This window comes from Micromonospora luteifusca (assembly GCF_016907275.1).
In the GTDB taxonomy this organism is placed as follows: domain Bacteria; phylum Actinomycetota; class Actinomycetes; order Mycobacteriales; family Micromonosporaceae; genus Micromonospora; species Micromonospora luteifusca.
In genome coordinates this window covers 6,112,055-6,129,520 of the sequence record NZ_JAFBBP010000001.1, presented here as the reverse complement: position 1 = coordinate 6,129,520, position 17,466 = coordinate 6,112,055, and the positions used below count along the sequence as shown (strand labels likewise).

Sequence of the window (17,466 nt, the reverse complement as noted above, 5' to 3'; positions counted from 1 at the left end):
ACGGCCGCCCAAGCGGATCGTCACCCAGCCGGTCAGGTATAGACACCGTGCCCGTACTCGTCACGGGAGACGTGGAAGTCATCGGGCCTCGTCCGCCGTAGAAGCTCGTACCGCTCCGCGAAGACGTCAATCGCTCGCTGGAGGCTGCATCCCTCGGCCTGGCGGATCGCCTGCATCGCCAGGATGATCCGCCGTTGCACGATGAGGTCGTCGATCGACTGCCAGGCGTCCACGCCGCCATCCTGCCGGACGACCATCAGCTTCGAAAGCGCGTTGATTCGCACCCTGAGTAGCTGTGCCGGCTGGCCACAGCAGGTCAGGGCCTCTGCCGACGGGCATCTGGTCGCCGAGCAGACCGCCTGAGCAAGTCCATCCGACTTTAACACACGGCTGTAGCACGATGTGTGAGCCGGTTTTGGTGGCGGGGGTCATTGGTCATGGTGACTCAGTACCCGCGCTGAGTACCCGGACGGATGCGCGACGACGAGATCGGGGATTTTCTGGCGTCATGTCGCGACACATCATCGATAGTCGACGAGTGCTCGAACCAGCCCGCTGGGGGTGGACAGGCGTCCGCGCGCTGTTGGCCTGCCTCGTCGTGCTGCCTTCCGCTGGATGCGCCCCCTCAGGCCACGACAGGGCTCGCGAATGGGCCTTGGAGAGGGCCGAACAGGTCGCCCACGAGACCGAACCATGGGCGACCGACTCAACCAGTCTGAAGGGCTGGAAAAGCAACCAGTCCGTCCTCAACCGGCTCGTCGCCGAGACCGGAGGCGAGCGGCTCACCTCCTCAATCCACGATCCTGACGAGCGCGGGGTTGGCCTATTGGCCACAGTGGAAATCATGATGGTGGGCCGCGTGTCTGAGGGCTGGCTGGCCGGCGACGAGGTGTCCTACAACATTTGCGTGCGCTTCGATGTTCGCCGACAGACCAGTGGGCCCCGCGACATCACCCCCGTGACCGTCGACTGCCCACACGAGGTTCCAGCCACCCGGGCACCACAGTGACATCGCGGTAATCGGTCCCCTGATGGCTGGTTGTACTGACCCGTGAGGTTGGGGACGCGCCGCACGATGCCTCGACTCGGCTCCGTAGAATCACCGGTCATGGAATCGAGCGTCGAGCTCCAATGGCCGACCGCCGCGGACGAGCAGCTCCGCGCTGACGTGCACCGAGTGCTGCATGCGGTGGCCGAGCTCGGTGGCGCGATCGGATACGCGGTGCCTCCCAGCCGGAGCGAGACGGATTCTTGGCTGGACCACATGCTGATGTTGGTCGGTGCCGGCGATGCGGCGCTGGTACTGGCCGTGCTCCACGGCCGGGTGGTTGGTACCGGCCTGTGGCGACGCGGCCCGAAACCAATCTTCGCGCACTATGCAGATGTGGAAAAGGTGACCGCGCACCCGGCGGCGCGAGGTCGTGGGATCGGACGACTTGTCACCGCCGCCCTGGTCGACGACGCCCGCAAGGCCGGGATCGAGACCCTGACGCTCGGCGTTCGCGGCAACAACCACGGTGCCATCGAGCTTTACGAGCAGCTCGGATTCCAGGAGTGGGGACGGCTGCCCAACGTCATCGAGGTGGGCGCCGAACGTTTTGACGACGTCCGGATGTTCCTGGACCTCGGCCGGGATCCGCACGTGTTACTGCGTGGCTCGTCTCCGGGCGGCCCCGGGTCGTCACCGCATCGGTCCTAGATTCGGCTGAGCCGGCTATCACTCGGCTTCGACCTCGGTGCGATAGGCAGTCAAGCCGCGTCGTTGATAGTTGCGTAGTGCATTCGGATGGTCCAACGAGCAGGTGTGCAGCCACACCCTGCGTACAGCCGGAGAGTCCACGGCCTCACTGTCCCAGGCTTGCCGGATGGTCAGCGTCAGCGCATGGCCACCGAGACCCCTCCCGACATATTCGGGCAACAGCCCAAAGGTGGTGATCTCCACATCTCCGTCAGGCTGGGGTTCCAAATTTGCAACCCCCACGGTCTTGTCCTTCAGGGTGATGCACCAGTACTGGCGCAGCGGACGGCACCGCATCAGGTCCTGCCACTCTTCGTTCGTGCGAGACGCACTCCGCCACCCGTAGGGGGCTCCGACCTGAGCATTGGTGGCACGCACGAGCGGCAGGCCACCGTCAACGCGCCGTAGGAGGAGTTCGGGCACCACCCTCCCAGGTCGCAGGTCCTTGGCGTTATTCATCTCCAGGTAGGTGACAACCTTTGCCATCCCGGCAGGCTACCCATCGTTCCGAGTGTCGGTCGTCCCGGTCGGCCCCCAGTTGGTCGCCCGCCTGAGGGCACTCCATCGAACCAGCCTGACCGCATCAACCGGCGGCCTTGCTTTACAGACCGTCGCCGTACGAGTCACTATCACCCCACGCACCGTCTGACCCGCGATGCCGCCGACCATGCCCCTTACCAACGCCGTCGGTTCGGTCCTGGACCGACGACTTCTGGAGGTGGAACATGCTCTTCGAAGCCATCATTGTGGTGCTGGTGGTTGTTGCGGGGTTGGCCGCGATTATCTGGGTCGCCAACTGGCCCTTCAACACCCCGTGGGAGAAGGAACTCAGTCCGGAGCAACGTCGGATTCACGCCGCGCACAATCAGCGTCATCACCGCCGTGCGGCACGCGTGACGTTGCCCATGCTTGCCATCCTCTTCGGAATTACATCCGTGAGCATTTTGTCGGGCCCGAGAAGTGATCCGTTCGCGGCGGTAGTCATGGGTGCCTGTTCGGTTGTCTGTGCCGGCCTGTTCGGAGCCTTAATCAAAAGGGGGCGCAGGCGGCGATCTTCGACGCGGCGATGAACTCGTTGACTCAGAGCAGAGCCGTCACGCCTGTCCATCCTGGGTCGACCTGCATGTCTTCCCGTCTGCCCTCAATCCGCACTGCCAAGGAGTGGGCAGCGGCCCGGCCCGGCGTATCAAGCGGACCTTGAGGTGGGCCCGGCCGGTCGGCCCACTCACGACGGTCGCCGGCCGCCGGGCTGGCGAACTCAGCCGCCCTACTCGTCTCGCAGACTCGGAGCGCGCGAGCCGTACGCCGGGCCGAACACCACCAGCAGCGCCAGGTCCTCGGTCACCTCCTCGAACCGGTGCTCCTCGCCGGCCGGTACGAAGATCACCGAACCCGGGCCCACCTCGGCCGCACCGTCCGGCGTCACGATCCGCGCCCGCCCGGCGGTGACCACGTAGATCTCGTCCTCGGTGTGCGGACTCTGATCGTCGAGACCGCCCGTCGGGATGCAGTACGTTCCCACCGACAGGTCCGGCACTCTCAGGTGTTCGACCCAGTCGTTGGCAGCCCCGGCGGGTGCGGTCCACCGACCCGCGCCTTCGATGATCTGCATGGCGGAAGCCTAGCCCGACGCGGATCGCCAGTAACCGATGGCGACCGTCGCGCGGCGCTGCAGCGGGTCGGGGGGAAACATCACCCTGCGGCGATTACCTCAATCTCGACCAGCCAGTCGCTGACCAGTGTTTCGGCGACGATCGCGGTGGTCGGGACGACCCGGCCGTTGAGGGCTGCCACACGTGCGACCGCGTTCGCTTCGGCGTAGGAGGCGTCGCGTAGGTAGCTGGTCAGCCGCACGATGTTGTCCACCGTCATGCCGGCGGCAGCGAGGATGGCGCGGATGTTCGACCAGAGCAGGTCGAGTTGCTCGGCGAGCGTCGTGCCGGGTGTTCCGCTGGGGTCCAGGCCCATCGTTCCAGCCACGAACAGCAACCGCTCAGCGCCGCGCACCTCCATCGCGTGGACGTAGTCGTCGGTGGCTGAGTAGACGCCCTCGGTCGGGCCGTGTGGCACGAGCTGCATTTGAGCATCCTCACATGGCGTGGAACGTGTTGTGGCGGCCCGTTGAGCGGCAGCGGGTTGGCGCGTTTGACCGTGCTGCGTCAATACATGTGCTGCTGTGGGCACTGCTTGAGAGCACACGGGCGAGGCCGCCTTCACGGCGATCCTCGCCTTCGTGCTCGGCCTGCCGATCGTGTACGTCGTGGTTGTCGGGGTCAAACTGCTCGTCCTGGCGCTCGGTCTCGCCGACCTGAGCACTCGCGGCATCCTGCTGTCCAGCCTGCTGAGTGCGCTGGCCGGCACGAGAATCACCGTTGGGCTATCGCTCGTCGGCGCGTTCAAGCGGGCAATGGAGCCGTCGGCCAGCCGACGCTCGGCCGACCCGGAAGCGTCGTTCTTGGCCGGCCTGTCGATCCGGATGCCGCTGGCGCTGCTCATCGCCGGCCTGATGGACCTGCCCGACACCCCGGCGGCGCGAGTCGTGACCGGTACAGCGTGGGGGTGTCGCCGCCGCAGTCTGCGCAGTCGTCTACACCGGGCTCGTGGACCGGGAGCCGATCCGGCGCGCATGGTTCCACATCGTCGTGGTGCAGGTCATCCTGCTGGCCTGCGACCTGTTCGCCGTCATTCAGGGCCTCGGTGAGGCGGACCTGGTCAACGAAGCCGTGCAACTCGCCGTGCCGGCCAGCACATCGTGCGGCGCGACGTACCTGCTGGCGCTGCTCGGCGCCACCGCCGCCCGTTTGACGACGTCCGAATGTCCTGGACCTCGGCCGGGATCCGCACGTGTTACTGCGTGGCTCGTCTCCGGGCGGCCCCGGGTCGTCACCGCGTCGGTTCTAGATTGGTACGGCAGCTGCCGTTCAAGATCTTGCTGCTGAGCCGGGGTGACGCGAGGCGGCCACCGTGTGATCGTCTGTGCGTTGCTGCCGCACCGGGAAACACCAAGATCCCCGACAGGGTCGAGCTCAGGGCAGCGCAGTGACGGGTTCTGCTGGCGGAGTGCGGAGTTGGGTGTCCTTGCTGGGCGGCGTGCCGAACATGCGGCGGTATTCACGGCTGAACTGGGAGGGGCTGTCGTAGCCGACGCTGAGGCCCACACCGGTGATGTCTGAGGGGCGGCTGGCGAGCAGGAGCCGGGCTTCTTGCAGGCGGATGCGTTTTTGGAACTGGATGGGGCTCATCCCTGTGACGGTCTGAAAGTTGCGGTGGAAAGCGGAAACGCTCATGCCGGCGATTTCCGCCAGGTCCTCCACGCGGAAGGCGGTGGCGTAGTTCTCCCGGATCTGACGCACGGCGCGGTTGATGTGGGCCAGTCCGCTGTCGGCGAGACCGAGCTGGCGGATGGCGACTCCCTGCTCGCCGCGCAGGAGATGCCAGAGGATTTCCCGCTTAACCATGGGAGCGAGGATCTTGCGGTCTGCAGGCTGCTCCAGCAGCCGCAGCAGGCGCACGATGGCGTCCAGCAGTGCAGGCGAGGCCGTGGAGACGGCAATGCCGGGTGATGCGGCGCGTGGGGTGGCCGGCAGGTCTCGGGGGTCGGCTTCCAGGAGGAGTTCAGCAAGGGCTGAGGGAGCGAGAGTCATGCCGAAACCGAGGGTGGGCTGCCCGGTGTCCAGGACATGGCCGGTGACGGGGAGGTCGGCAGAGGCGATCAGGTACTCGCCGGGCCCATATTCGTACAGGCGCTCGCCCAGGGCGAGGCGTTTGCCGCCCTGGGCGATGACTGCGAGCACGGTCCCGGACATCCCGGCCGCCGAAGCATTGGGACGGCTGAATCTACAAACCTGAATTCCATCGATCGCCGTGCTCATGTCGGGCCGCGCATGCCGGTTAAGAAGCTCACGCATTTCGTCCAGGGCAGACATGAATCCATTTTTGCACGAACCTCCACGCTGGGTCGCTGGCTGGGCAGGATTGGGCACATATTCATGATTGCGCTGGTGTCCCACCGGTCAGGGCGGCCTGGGCGGCTGTCTTGGGCCGTCGCGGACTGAGCCGTGGGCGGCGTGAGAGGGCGGAAGGGGTTTGACGGGGCTCACGGCTCACAGCAGGAGTTCAGAGGTTCTGCCCTCCGGAGACTTCGATGTCCTGGGCGGTGATCCACCGGCCTTCCTCGGAGACCAACATGGCGATGACCATGCCGATGTCGTCAGGCTCGCCGACGCGCCCGAGAGTGAAGGTCTTCGCCAGTTCCGGGATGATCTGCGGGTTCTTGCTGAACGCGTCGTCGGCGAAGCGGGTGACGGTGGCTCCCGGTGCGACCGAGTTCACGCGGATGCCGCGGGGACCGAACTCCTTGGCCATGTAGCGGGTGAGCACCGCCACAGCGCCCTTGAGAGCCGCGTAGACGGAGTATCCCGGCGCGGTCACCTGGGGCAGCGTGGAGTTGCTGGTCAGGTTGACGATGGCGCCGCCGTCGGCGAGGAGCGGCAGCAGGGCCTGGGTGAGGAAGAAGGGCCCCTTGAACAGGCCGTCCGTGAGCCGGTCGAATTCCTCCTCGCGGGTGTCCTCGATCATCGCCATGCCGGCGAATCCGGCGTTGTTGACCAGGTGGTCGAAGGAGTGCCGCTGGAAGACCTCGCGCAGCACCTCGGCAACGGTCTCCCGGAAGATGGTGAATCCCGCCGTATCGCCGAGATCCAGGTGCAGCGCCACGGCAGTGCCGCCCTGCTGCTCGATCCGCGCGACGGTGTCCTTGGCGCCCTGTTCGTTGGAGCTGTAGGTCAGGATGACGCCGGCACCGCGCCGGGCGATCTGCAGGGCGGCGCTCTGGCCGATGCCGGAGCTTGCACCGGTGACGACGGCTACCTTCATGGTGTGCCTCCTGGGCCTGAGGATTCGTCGGAATCCGTGGGGAGTCTGTCCCTTCCAGGAGACCGCTGTGCCGGGCCCGCGAAAAGAATGATCCTCTTCGCCTCTTGCCCAATCCTCTTGGATGGACGGGACATGGGCCGTTTCAGCCGTGCCCCGCCACTGCCCGCCTTGCAGGGAAGCGTTGGCCTCTGCGTGACTGCCCAGCTCGTCGCCGTGCTGTGCCTGCGCGTGGGCAGGATCGTGCAAGGATCCGCCAGGATGTCCCTAGCAGCCCTCCCGGCGTGACAGTTGGCTTGTCCCAAAAGCCATTTCCGTCAGCCACGAGTGAGGCAGTCGACCATGACCGACACCGCGGACAGGACCTACGACGTGGGCACGGCCAGGCGCGCTCTGGCCATCGGCCCGGGCTCGCCGCGCGAGGCACGCACCATCGACATCACCACCCTGGGCCGGCGCACCGGCCGCCCGAGGCGCATCGAGATCTGGTCGAAAATGACGGGAATCCCACATTCAGAAATGTCCACCTGCCGCCAATCTTGAAGATGCGAACAGCAGCCTGCGGACGCGACGAGCGCACAAGAGACGAACAGCGAAAGCCGCAGACATCCAGCCGACGGAGCCGGGCTGAACGCCTGTCCCGTGCGGCACCGCTCGGCGTGCTGACGCCGCTGGCTGCGCCCTGCACCGCGTGGTTGATCATCTCCAACACGGCGCGGCACACGCGATCGGAGGCAACGAACGATCGGCATGTCGACAGCGATTGCTCCGCGCGAGCGTTCCATCACTGAGTAGCATCAGTCCGACTCGGAGCGTCCACCGGGGGGAGCTCGGATGTCGCTGTACGGCAAGAACCTTCGCCTCGGTGCCCGTGGTGACGACGTCGTCGAACTGCACCAGTTGCTCGACAGCGCGGGCCATCCCGCACCGCCCGACGAGGTTCGCGGCCACATATTCGAACGCGGCACGCGGGAAGTCGTCACGGAGTTCCAGCGCCGCCGCGACATCGAGGCCAGCGGTGTCGTCGACGATCGCACCGTGGCGGCCCTCGAGGGCCGCGACCCACCACCGGCGCGTTCGCGCCGCGTGGTTCGCGGTCAGGTGATGTATCGGCGCGGGTTGGCCATCTCCGACGTCCACCTCACGGCCCTGCACCGCGGCCTGCGCGACGACGTGCCACTCGGCTCGGCGGTCACCGACGAGCGCGGCGAGTTCGTCATCGAATACGACCCCGCCGACATCGGCCGCGACCGGGTCGACCTGCAGGTACGCGCGTTCGCAAGTGAGGAGGAGGCCCGCAGCGGCACCGCCGAGTCGTCGCTTGCACAGTCGCGCATCTTCTACGCGGCGCAACCGATCGAGAAGGTTCGTATCCGGGTAAACGGCGGACCGGAGACTCGCTGGACCGAATACCAGCAAGCCGTCACCGAGCTCGACGGTCACCTCGACGGGCTCAGCATCGCCGACCTCGACGAAAAGGAAGGGATTCACGACCTGTCGCTGCTGGCCGGTAAGACCAACCAGCCGATGCGGCGGCTCGCCGATCTGGTCGTGGCCCACCGGCTCTCGGAGACGACGGGCGTCGCGGCCGAGGCGTTGTACGGACTGGTCCGGCGGGGCATGGCCACCGACCTCGCGTCGCTGGCCAGCCAGAGCGACGACCGGTTGCAGGCCGCCATGCAATCAGCCTCCGATCGCGGGCTGGTACCAGCCCGCACCGTCGAGGACGTGGCGTCCGTGGCATCCGACATCCGCGCCGCCGCGATCAAGGTGCTCGTCGAGAGCCCGGACGCGATGGGCGGGTTGCTGCATTCGCTCGACGGCCGCACCGCACGAACGGCCTACGTGGAGAAACTCGTTCAACACGACGCGGTGTGGACGGATCCGGGCGGGGACGGCGAGCTCCCGCAGCTGTGGGAGACGGTGGCCGCGGATCCGCTGCTCACCGAGCAGGTGCCCCGGCTGCAACTCAACATGCAGCTCGCCGCGCTCACCGGCGAACACGCCCCGCTCGTCGACACGCTGGCGCGCCGGCTCGACGGCGTCAAGGCGCTGTCGGCGTACTCGGTTGACGACTTCGAGTCCTTGATCAGCGAACTTCCCGACAACGACCGGGTGCCACCGGAGATCGACGCCGCGGTTGTCGCCGCGCTGCCCCACGGCACCCCGGCGGAGGAGATCGAAAAAGCCAAGATCAGGACGTACGCCACGACATTACGCGCCGTCGTGGCCGAGACCATGCCCACGGAAGTGCTGGCGAACACGCTGCTCGCCGACGACGCGGTGACGGACGACGCGAGGACCTTCTGGCGCAACGTGCTTCGCGACGACACGACGTTCGACCTGCGCACGGGCATCGACCCCGCCCAACTCGACGAGCGGCTGTTCGACGACGTCGCCGATCGTGCGGCACTCGTCAATGAGGTCGCCACGGTCAAGCGGCTGTTCAATGTCACCAAGGATTCCGCGCACATGAAGGTGCTGCGCGACGCGGGCCTGGATTCGGCAACGGCGATCGCGCGGTTGGGCGCCTCGACGTTCATCGGTCGGTACGGCGAGGCGCTCGGCGGCCCGAAGCAGGCGCTGGACTATGTCACGAGAGCGGTCAACATCTCGGCGACCAGTGCGGCGCTCTATTCGGCGTTCGCTCCCGAACTCAACGACACCCCGATGTACGTGCTCCCCGCGTACGACTACGAGGGCCGGGCCAATCTGGAGACGCTGTTCGGCTCGGCGGGCTACTGCGAGTGCGGGGACTGCAACTCGATCCTCAGCCCCGCCGCCTACCTGGCCGAACTGCTCGGCTGGCTGGCCGATCGGCACCTGCCCGACGGAGGCACGGCGCTCGACGTGCTCTACCGCCGCCGCCCGGACATCGGCGAGATCGAGTTGTCCTGCGCGAACACCAACACGACGCTGCCCCACCTCGACCTCACCCTGGAGCTGCTCGAAAACCTCGTCGCCCCCATCGCCGACTTCACCCTCGACGCCACCGAAGCCGCCGAGCTCGACGCGCGCACCATCTCGGCCGCCCTACGGGACGCGTTCACCGCCGCGGGCGTACCGCTCGCCGAGGACCATGCGTGCTACGTCGTCACGCCCGACGACCATTGGTTCCTCACCGACCATCGGGTGCTGTGGGTGCTGCGTCGTACCTCGCCGACGGAGCTCACCGCCCGGTTCGGCAGCTATCAGACCGCGGGTGCCGCGGTCGAACTCGCCGCCGAACCTGAGCACCGCAACGCCAAGGCCTACGACGCGCTGCGTACCGCCGTCTACCCCGTCTCGGCGCCGCTGGACCTGTGGACCGAGGAGGTGCGCACCTACGTCGGGCATCTGCTCGACGATCCCGACGCCCCCACCACCTACCGCCGTGACCTGATGGTCGCGTTGGCCTCCCCCGCCGGCGACTCGTACACCGATGTCGACATCGCGTGCGAGTCGCTGGGCGTCACCGTCGGGCAACGCACGCCAATAACCGGTCGGTCCGCGACTCCGTGGAGTGATTTCGGGCTCGCCGAGAACGGCAATCCCATCGCGGTGTACGACGCGGTCGCCCAGGCGATGGCGACCGCCAACCTCACGTGGACCCAGGCGCTGCGCTGGGTCGCACAGGTATTGCACCGGTTCGACGTCGACTACCCCGACCTGCTCGGCCTGCTGTCCAGCGAATTCGTCGATCCCGACGACACCATCCGCATCCAGTCCGCCGACCCGAAGGACCCGGCGACGTGCGACGTCGCCAAGCTCGTCATGGTCAACTTTGACGCGGCGGCCGCCGATCGGCTACGCAGGTTCGTACGGTTGCGTCGGGCGCTGGGTTGGACCAGCCGGGAGTGCGACGACCTCATCACCGCGCTGCGCCCGGAGCTCGCCGACGTCAACGACCGGATCGACGATCAGCTGCTGATCGCGCTGTCCTGCGCGGCCCGCCTGCACCAGCGGCTCGGCGTCACGCCCGCCGAACTGCCCGCGTTGTGGGCGACGCTGCGCGCGGACCGGCCCGACGAGCTCTACTTCAAGCTGTTCGGCAACCCCGAAGTGATGCGGCCCAGCGACCCGGCCTTCGCCGTGGCCGAGGACGGGGCCGGTGCCATGGAGATCGCGCTGCTCGCGCGCGATCCCGCGCAGGCCGTGATCGCCGCGCACGCGTCGGCCATCATGAGCGCACTCAATCTGACCGCCGGTGAACTCGACACGTTGACGCGCAAGCTGACCGACGGGCGCCTCACTCTCGCGAACCTGTCCGCGCTGTACCGCTTCAGTCGGCTGGCCCGCGCGCTGACCATGCCGGTCGACGAGCTGTTGGCGCTGCGGGGCTGTGCGGCCGACGTGTTCCCGTCGGGAGTGGCCGGCCCGGCCGCCACCGAACGGTTCGTCGACCTCGTCACCGACGTTCGCGAGAGCGGGCTCACCGTCCCCGAGGTGGACTATCTGCTCTTTCATCAGGCGACGACTCCCGGACAGGCGATGGGCCTCTCGGAGGAGGAGATCGCCGTGCGCCTGGGTGAGACACGCGACGCCCTGCGCGACGTCGCGGCTGGCACCGAGCTCGCCGGCCAGGTTCCGGCGGAGGCGCTACGGCGGTGGATGGCCCAACTGCGCTGGCCCACAACGCTCGTCGACGACGTGCTGGCCGTACTCGACGACACCGCGACGTTCGACGTGCCGTTGCCGGCCCCGCCGAACGACCTGGTTGTCCCGGCGGCGCTGCGGTCCCGCGTCACCGCCACCGGCGGCCGGCTTCTGGTGCGGGGAGTGTTGACCACCGCCCAACGTGACGCGCTGCTGAGCGCGCACGCCGACGCCGCCTACCAGGTGGCCGTACACACCGCCTACGACGCACCCCGCAGGGCCCTCTCGCGCACCCTGAAGACGTGGCAGTGGCCCCCGCTGAGGGCCGATCTGCCGGCGCTACCCGCTGACCTGGTGCTCGCCCCGCAGCTGCGCACCCGCATCCATTACGACGGTCCCGCCGGAGAGATCGTCAGCGACGGCCCGCTGACGACCGACGAACAGGCCCGGCTCGCCGGCCTGTCCGTCGATCCCGCGTGGCACACCGCGCTCGACGCGCTGGCCGCCGCCGCCACCGCCTACGCGCCTGCCACCGAGCGCCGCCTGTTCGACGTCGCGGCGGTGAACGCGCTGCTCGACACCACGGGCGACGATCGGATCGCCGCGGTCGCCGCCGGTGTCGCGACACACCTGCGCGCCGAGCTGAGCCACCGCGTGATCGTGTCCGGCTGCGCGGAGCAGTTGGGCGTACCGATCGCACTTGTCGACGACCTGCTCACGCACCGGCTCGTGTCGGCTGACGACCCGGCGCGACCGGCGCTCGCGGACTTCCTCGCGCCGTCGTTCGCCACCAGCCACCAGGACGTACCGCTGACCGCGGCGAGCTTCGAGGCGCAGTTCCGCACCTATGTGCGGCTGGCCAAGCTCGCACGCCTGGTGACCCGGCTGGGTTGGACCACGACCGAGCTCTCCTGGCTGGCCGACTACGGTGCCACCGTCGCGCCGCGACCGATTCCCTGGCAACCCGCGGCGCAGGCGCCGTGGTGGCAGCCCGCGACGCTGCCGGTGACCCCGACGCCGCGCGACCCGGTGCCGCTGGCCGCGTTGCTGCGGGTGCTGCGGCTCAGCCGTTGCGCGGCCACGCTCGGCCGGCCGGTTGTCTCCGCCCTGCTGGCGTCGGCACGGCGACCCGGCGTCACACTTGACGATCTCACCGCGACCATCGCGACCGCGGCCTCCCGTGACAACCTCCGGATCTCGGCTGCGGACCTGTCGGCGCTGGCCAAGACCACCGGCCTCACCGTCGCCGACTTCGCCGACGAAACGGGCCCTGCGGCGCAGTTGCGCGTCATCGGGCTCGTGCGCCGCACCGGGGCGTCGGCCGCGCAGCTGGCTCAGTTCGCCGCCGTCGAGTGCGACGAGCGGGCCGCCCGATCAGCGCGTGAAGTGGTGAAGGCACGCTACGACGACGCCCGCTGGCGCGAGGTGGCCGCGCCGCTACGCGACGTGATGCGCCGCGCCCAGCGGGACGCTCTGCTCGATTACGTGCTGGCCGACCCGGCGTCGGCGTGGCCGACTCTGCGCACCGAGTCGGAGCTCTACCGCCACCTTCTGCAGGACAGCCGCACCGAGCCGATCGTCGCGACGTCACGCATCAAACAGGCCATCTCGTCGGTTCAGCTGTTCGTGCAGAGCGCCACGATGAACCTGGTTGCCGGCATCGAGGTCGACGACGCCGTGGACCCGGGCTGGCGGGACTGGGCGTGGATGAAGAACTACCGCGTCTGGGAAGCCAACCGCAAGGTGTTCTGCTTCCCCGAAAACTGGATGGAACCGACGCTGCGCGACGACAAGACACCGCTGTTCGGCGAGCTGGAGTCGGCGTTGATGCGCGACGACGTCACCGCCGAGCTGGTCGACGACGCGTTCACCGTCTACCTCGAGCGACTCGACGAACTCGCCCGGCTGGAGATCCTCGGGCTCTACGAGGTCGACGCCACCCCCGGTAACCCCGTCACTCTCTACGCCGTGGGGCGTACCCGCGGGCTGACCCCCAGGTACTTCTGGCGCACCAGAATCGACAACGCCGAGTGGACACCATGGAAGGCCATCGACGCCGACATCAGTGAGCGTCAGGTGCTGCCAGTGGTGTGGAACGGCCGGCTGTACGTGTTCTGGCCGATCTTCGCCGACATCACACCGCAGCAGGAGCCCGGTGACAAACCCACGCTGCCGGCGGGCCGCCGTTACGACATCTCGTTGGCCTACACCTACTTCCACCGCAAGAAGTGGCAGCCCAAGCAGGTCACCGAGGTGTCGGTGCAGACGCAGCTCGTACCGGTCAACGACCACCCTGACACCGTCAAACAGAAGCTGGTCCTGCGGGCCGTCGTCGGGTCACCGGACCTGTGGATCTGGCCCGAGTGGGACAACCCCGCCGTCAACGTCTCCACCGTGAAGCCCGGTTACACGCCCGCGAACCCCGGGGACAACTCCGTGTACGCGTCGGTCTCGGGATTCCACTTCACCGGGCGCAGCCGTCAGGTGGAGACCTACGGGCAGACCATCGCGGGCATCTTCGAACCCACGGGCACCGTCCCGGTCGGGATGTTGTTCGCGCAGAACGGCAATAATCGACTCAACCTGCCCGCGACGCTCGACTGGCGCACCGAGGCCATGGCGCTCGGCAGGTCGCCCAGCCCCTTCACGTTGGCGTACGCGCATCAGGATCAGTTCGTCAGCGGCGCACGGACGTTCGTCTACCAGGACGGCCTGCGGTGCTTCGTCGTCGATCCTTCCACCGGCACCGACTGGCACTGGGACTACCTCGCCAAGGACAAGATCAACCCTGCCGTGGTGGGCAAGCTCAAGGCCAAGTACTACCTCGACGTCACCCCGTACCTGCCCGAGTTCGTGGTGCACCCCGACCCGGTCGTGGACGTGGCCGCCCTGCACGGCACCACCGATCCGCTTCAGCTGGCGAAGCTGACCTCCACCACCGATGTCGCGATTCGTCCCAGGCAAGCCCTGGCGCGGCGCAGCCTCTTCCAGGTCGGCGACCAACGTCAATTCGTGTCCAAGGCCGACAAGTCGATGCTGAAGGTCTCCGACTACGTCAGCCGCGACCGCATCGTCGCCGGACTGGGCGCCGTGCTGGTCTCCAAGCAGGTGCGCCGCTACCTCTTCAGCACCGCGTTCCACCCGTACGTCGGCGACTTCCAGACCGACCTCGCCGCCGGGGGCGTCGAGCGGCTGGTCACCCGGGCAGGGCAGTCGCGGTCCGCGGCCACATTCGCGGCCACGTACAAACCCGAACGCCTCATCAGCGAGCCGTATCCGGTCGAGGACGTCGATTTCGCTCCCACTGGCTTCTTTCAGCAGTACAACTGGGAGTTGTTCTTCCACGCGCCGGTGCTGATCGCCACGCGGCTGTCGGCGAACCGTCGCTTCGAGGAGGCGCAGCGCTGGTTCCACCTCGTGTTCGACCCCACTGACACGTCCAAACAACAAGTCCCGGCGCGCTTCTGGCGCACCAAGCCGTTGTTCGACGCGTCGGTGGCCGGCGTCGTACCCCAACGGTTGTCGGACATCATCAACGCGCTCGCGGCCGGTACCGCCGACGCCGGGTTGTTGCGCCAGGTCGCCACCTGGCGGGCCAACCCGTTCAATCCGTACGCGATCGGCCGGATGCGGGTGGTGGCGTTCCAGAAGATGGTCGTGATGGCCTACCTGGACAACCTCATCGCGTGGGGCGACCAGCTCTTCCGTCAGGACACCATCGAGTCGATCAACTACGCCGCCAACCTCTACACGCTGGCCGGTGACATCCTCGGTGAGCGGCCGAAGGCCATCGGGCAACGTGTTCGGCCCCAGATTCGTACCGCCGTCAGCCTCGACCCGCAGTTGGAACGGCTGTCGAACACGATGGTGGCGATCGAGCAGCGCATCGGTTCGACAGCGCCGGACACCGTCGTCGTCGACCCGGACGCACCGCCGTTGTCCTGGCCGAGCGTCACCTACTTCGGCGTCCCCCGCAACGACAAGCTGTTCGGCTACTGGGACACCGTCGCCGACCGGCAGTTCAAGATCCGCAACTCCATGACCATCGAAGGCGTGGTTCGCCAACTGCCGCTGTTCGAACCACCCATCGACCCCGCGCTGCTGGTGCGTGCACGGGCGGCGGGGCTCGACATCGCGTCGGTGCTCTCCGAGGTGACCGCCGCACCGCCCACCTACCGGTTCCACACCCTGGTGACCCAGGCGCTGGCGTTGGCCGACGACGTCCGCAATCTCGGTGCCGCGCTGCTGGCCGCGATGGAGAAGCGCGACGCCGAAGCGCTGGCGATGTTGCGCGCCACCCACGAGACCGAGCTGGCCGACGCAATCGAGGAAATCAGGGAGAAGCAGGAGGCTGAGGCCCGCCGGCAGGTGGAGGTGCTGCGTGCGCAACGCAGCACGCTTGTCAGCCGCTACCAGCACTACCAACGGCTGCTCGGGGTCACCACGGTGACCGTGCCACCGGAGGACGCGCCGATCGCACCGGTCGCCGCGTCGGCGAGCGCCAACATTCCCAGTTCCGAGGGCGTGAAGCTGCTCAGCCACGACAAGGCCGAACTCGGCAGCCTCGAGGAGAGCCGCGACAGCCAGACCGCGGGCGCGGTGGCACAGGGCTCCGGCAGCATCCTGTCGGTCCTTCCGACGTTCTCGTTCTCCGCCAAGCCGTGGGGCATCGGTGTCGGATCATCGTGGGGCGGAAGCAATCTGGCGGCCGCCGCGAACGCCATCGGCGCCGTGTTCAACGCGAACGCCGCGAGCTCAGGCTTCGACGCCAGCAAGTCCAGCCGACTGGCCCAGGCGGTGGTACGCGAGCACGACTGGGTGCTTCAGCACAATCAGGCGGCCTCGGAGATCATGTCGACGGACCGGCAGCGGCTGGCCGCGGAGCTCCGGTTGGACGCGGCCACCAAGGAACTGACCAATCACCGGATCGCCATGGGTCAGGCGCACCAGGTGCAGGAGTACCTCGCCGGCAAGTACACCAACACCGAGTTGTACGACTGGATGTCGGCGCAGCTCAGCGCGCTCTACTTCCAGAGCTATCAGGTGGCCTACGACACGGCCAAAGGCGCCGAGCGGGCGATGCAGCGCGAACTGGGCACCGGGGCAACGCAGTACGTGCAGTTCGGCTACTGGGACAGCACCCGCAAGGGGCTGCTGGCGGGCGAGCGTCTGCACGCCGCCGTCACCCGCATGCAGGCCGATTACCTGCAACGCAACCACCGGACGTACGAGCTGACCAAGCACGTCTCACTCGCCAACGTCAACCCCGCCGCACTCATCGAACTCCGTGAGACGGGAACCTGCACCGTCACGCTGCCCGAGGCGCTGTTCGACCTCGACCGGCCCGGTGACTATTGCCGTCGCATCAAGATGGTCAGCCTGAGCCTGCCCTGCGCGACCGGCCCCTACACTGGCGTCAACTGTGCGGTGACGTTGCTGTCGAGCAGGGTTCGCACGGCTGCGACACCGGTCGAGCCCTACCGGAGCAGCGGAGTCGACGATCCGCGCTTCACGTACGTCTCCCCCGTCGAGTCGGTGGTCACGAGCTCCGGCCGCGACGACTCCGGCATGTTCCAGCCGGACCTGCGCGACGAGCGTTTCCTTCCGTTCGAGGGTGCCGGTGTGGTGGGCACGTGGCGCCTGGAACTGCCCGCCGAGTACCGGCAGTTCGACTACCACACCATCTCCGATGCCGTGCTGACCATCCGGTACACAGCGCTTGACGGGGGTCCGCAGCTGCGCGACGCCGCTCAGGCCGACCTCAGGGACGCGCTGCAGTCCATGGAGGTCAGCGACGGCCGGAGCGGGTTGTACCGACTGTTGTCGGGCAGGCACGACTACTCCGACGAGTGGTACCGGATGTACTACCCGGCGGGCGACGCACCGACGCCGAGCACGTTCCGCGCGACGGTCGGGGCGCAGCGCTTCCCGGTCACGTACGCCGCGTCGGCGTTGGCGGTCGAGCGGCTGGCGGTGGTCGTGCGCGGCCTCGACTACGACACCGCCGACGACTTCACGATCACGGTCACCAGACCCGACGGCCGAAGCGACCAGCAGCCCGTCCGCATCGTCGACACCGACCTCGGCGGCCTCCCCGTCGCTGTCTTCGAATTCGACGGCGGGGGCGTGAAGATCGACGACACGACGCCGTGGACCATCGAGTTCACCGCCCTGCCAGGTGCTCTGGGGCAGCAGGTCCAGGTCGGTGCGCAGCAGGTGACGCGACTCAAGCCCGACGCCCTCGACGACGTCGGCCTGCTCTTCGAGTACCGGTTCTGACC

At 67.7% G+C, this 17,466-nt stretch carries 12 protein-coding genes; 6 read left to right on the top strand and 6 right to left on the bottom strand.

Translation table 11 applies throughout. The annotated features are described in order from the left end of the window. Positions 1 to 32 precede the first annotated feature (32 nt). Complete coding sequence (locus JOD64_RS27705; RefSeq protein WP_204944932.1) at positions 33 to 233, bottom strand: hypothetical protein; 201 nt, start codon at positions 231 to 233, stop codon at positions 33 to 35. A gap of 305 nt (positions 234 to 538) precedes the next feature. Here JOD64_RS27705 and JOD64_RS27700 point away from each other — a divergent pair, with 305 nt between their 5' ends. Continuing rightward, on the top strand, positions 539 to 1,009 hold the full coding sequence (locus JOD64_RS27700) for a hypothetical protein (protein ID WP_239559695.1): 471 nt from the start codon (positions 539 to 541) through the stop codon (positions 1,007 to 1,009). A 99-nt stretch (positions 1,010 to 1,108) separates the two neighbouring features. Next, positions 1,109 to 1,699: a GNAT family N-acetyltransferase gene (locus JOD64_RS27695; protein ID WP_204944931.1), complete on the top strand. Its 591-nt coding sequence runs from the start codon at positions 1,109 to 1,111 to the stop codon at positions 1,697 to 1,699. Positions 1,700 to 1,717: 18 nt separating this feature from the next. Here the strand turns inward: JOD64_RS27695 and JOD64_RS27690 are convergent, their stop codons facing one another. Further along, positions 1,718 to 2,224, bottom strand: a complete 507-nt coding sequence (locus JOD64_RS27690) for a GNAT family N-acetyltransferase (protein ID WP_204944930.1) — start codon at positions 2,222 to 2,224, stop codon at positions 1,718 to 1,720. Between the two features lie 239 nt (positions 2,225 to 2,463). On the opposite strand from JOD64_RS27690, the gene JOD64_RS27685 reads away from it, so the two are divergent. Further along, positions 2,464 to 2,808 carry a hypothetical protein gene (locus JOD64_RS27685; RefSeq protein WP_204944929.1) on the top strand — a complete coding sequence of 115 codons (345 nt, stop codon included), beginning with the start codon at positions 2,464 to 2,466 and terminating at the stop codon, positions 2,806 to 2,808. 197 nt (positions 2,809 to 3,005) lie between these two features. Here the strand turns inward: JOD64_RS27685 and JOD64_RS27680 are convergent, their stop codons facing one another. Continuing rightward, entirely contained in the window at positions 3,006 to 3,350 is a 345-nt protein-coding gene (locus JOD64_RS27680; protein ID WP_204944928.1) for a cupin domain-containing protein, read from the bottom strand. Positions 3,351 to 3,430: 80 nt separating this feature from the next. After that, the gene (locus JOD64_RS27675) at positions 3,431 to 3,817 is read right to left on the bottom strand and encodes a RidA family protein (protein WP_204944927.1); all 387 of its coding nucleotides are present in this window, start codon (positions 3,815 to 3,817) and stop codon (positions 3,431 to 3,433) included. A 521-nt stretch (positions 3,818 to 4,338) separates the two neighbouring features. On the opposite strand from JOD64_RS27675, the gene JOD64_RS27670 reads away from it, so the two are divergent. Further along, on the top strand, positions 4,339 to 4,677 hold the full coding sequence (locus tag JOD64_RS27670) for a hypothetical protein (protein WP_204944926.1): 339 nt from the start codon (positions 4,339 to 4,341) through the stop codon (positions 4,675 to 4,677). A gap of 87 nt (positions 4,678 to 4,764) precedes the next feature. On the opposite strand, the gene JOD64_RS27665 is transcribed toward JOD64_RS27670, so the two are convergent. Continuing rightward, positions 4,765 to 5,664 (bottom strand): AraC family transcriptional regulator, encoded by a 900-nt coding sequence (locus tag JOD64_RS27665; RefSeq protein ID WP_204944925.1) that lies wholly within the window; start codon positions 5,662 to 5,664, stop codon positions 4,765 to 4,767. A 190-nt stretch (positions 5,665 to 5,854) separates the two neighbouring features. Next, entirely contained in the window at positions 5,855 to 6,613 is a 759-nt protein-coding gene (locus tag JOD64_RS27660; protein ID WP_204944924.1) for an SDR family NAD(P)-dependent oxidoreductase, read from the bottom strand. A 339-nt stretch (positions 6,614 to 6,952) separates the two neighbouring features. On the opposite strand from JOD64_RS27660, the gene JOD64_RS27655 reads away from it, so the two are divergent. Beyond that, positions 6,953 to 7,153: a hypothetical protein gene (locus tag JOD64_RS27655; RefSeq protein WP_204944923.1), complete on the top strand. Its 201-nt coding sequence runs from the start codon at positions 6,953 to 6,955 to the stop codon at positions 7,151 to 7,153. A 291-nt stretch (positions 7,154 to 7,444) separates the two neighbouring features. Next, positions 7,445 to 17,464: a Tc toxin subunit A-related protein gene (locus JOD64_RS27650; protein WP_204944922.1), complete on the top strand. Its 10,020-nt coding sequence runs from the start codon at positions 7,445 to 7,447 to the stop codon at positions 17,462 to 17,464. The last annotated feature ends 2 nt before the right edge of the window (positions 17,465 to 17,466 follow it).

What these genes read in the sequence shown, in the direction of transcription:
- JOD64_RS27695 (WP_204944931.1), top strand. Translation starts at nt 1,109, where the DNA reads ATGGAATCGAGCGTCGAGCTCCAATGGCCGACCGCCGCGGACGAGCAG.
- JOD64_RS27690 (WP_204944930.1), bottom strand. Translation starts at nt 2,224, where the DNA reads ATGGCAAAGGTTGTCACCTACCTGGAGATGAATAACGCCAAGGACCTG.
- JOD64_RS27685 (WP_204944929.1), top strand. Translation starts at nt 2,464, where the DNA reads ATGCTCTTCGAAGCCATCATTGTGGTGCTGGTGGTTGTTGCGGGGTTG.
- JOD64_RS27680 (WP_204944928.1), bottom strand. Translation starts at nt 3,350, where the DNA reads ATGCAGATCATCGAAGGCGCGGGTCGGTGGACCGCACCCGCCGGGGCT.
- JOD64_RS27675 (WP_204944927.1), bottom strand. Translation starts at nt 3,817, where the DNA reads ATGCAGCTCGTGCCACACGGCCCGACCGAGGGCGTCTACTCAGCCACC.
- JOD64_RS27665 (WP_204944925.1), bottom strand. Translation starts at nt 5,664, where the DNA reads ATGTCTGCCCTGGACGAAATGCGTGAGCTTCTTAACCGGCATGCGCGG.
- JOD64_RS27660 (WP_204944924.1), bottom strand. Translation starts at nt 6,613, where the DNA reads ATGAAGGTAGCCGTCGTCACCGGTGCAAGCTCCGGCATCGGCCAGAGC.
- JOD64_RS27655 (WP_204944923.1), top strand. Translation starts at nt 6,953, where the DNA reads ATGACCGACACCGCGGACAGGACCTACGACGTGGGCACGGCCAGGCGC.
- JOD64_RS27650 (WP_204944922.1), top strand. Translation starts at nt 7,445, where the DNA reads ATGTCGCTGTACGGCAAGAACCTTCGCCTCGGTGCCCGTGGTGACGAC.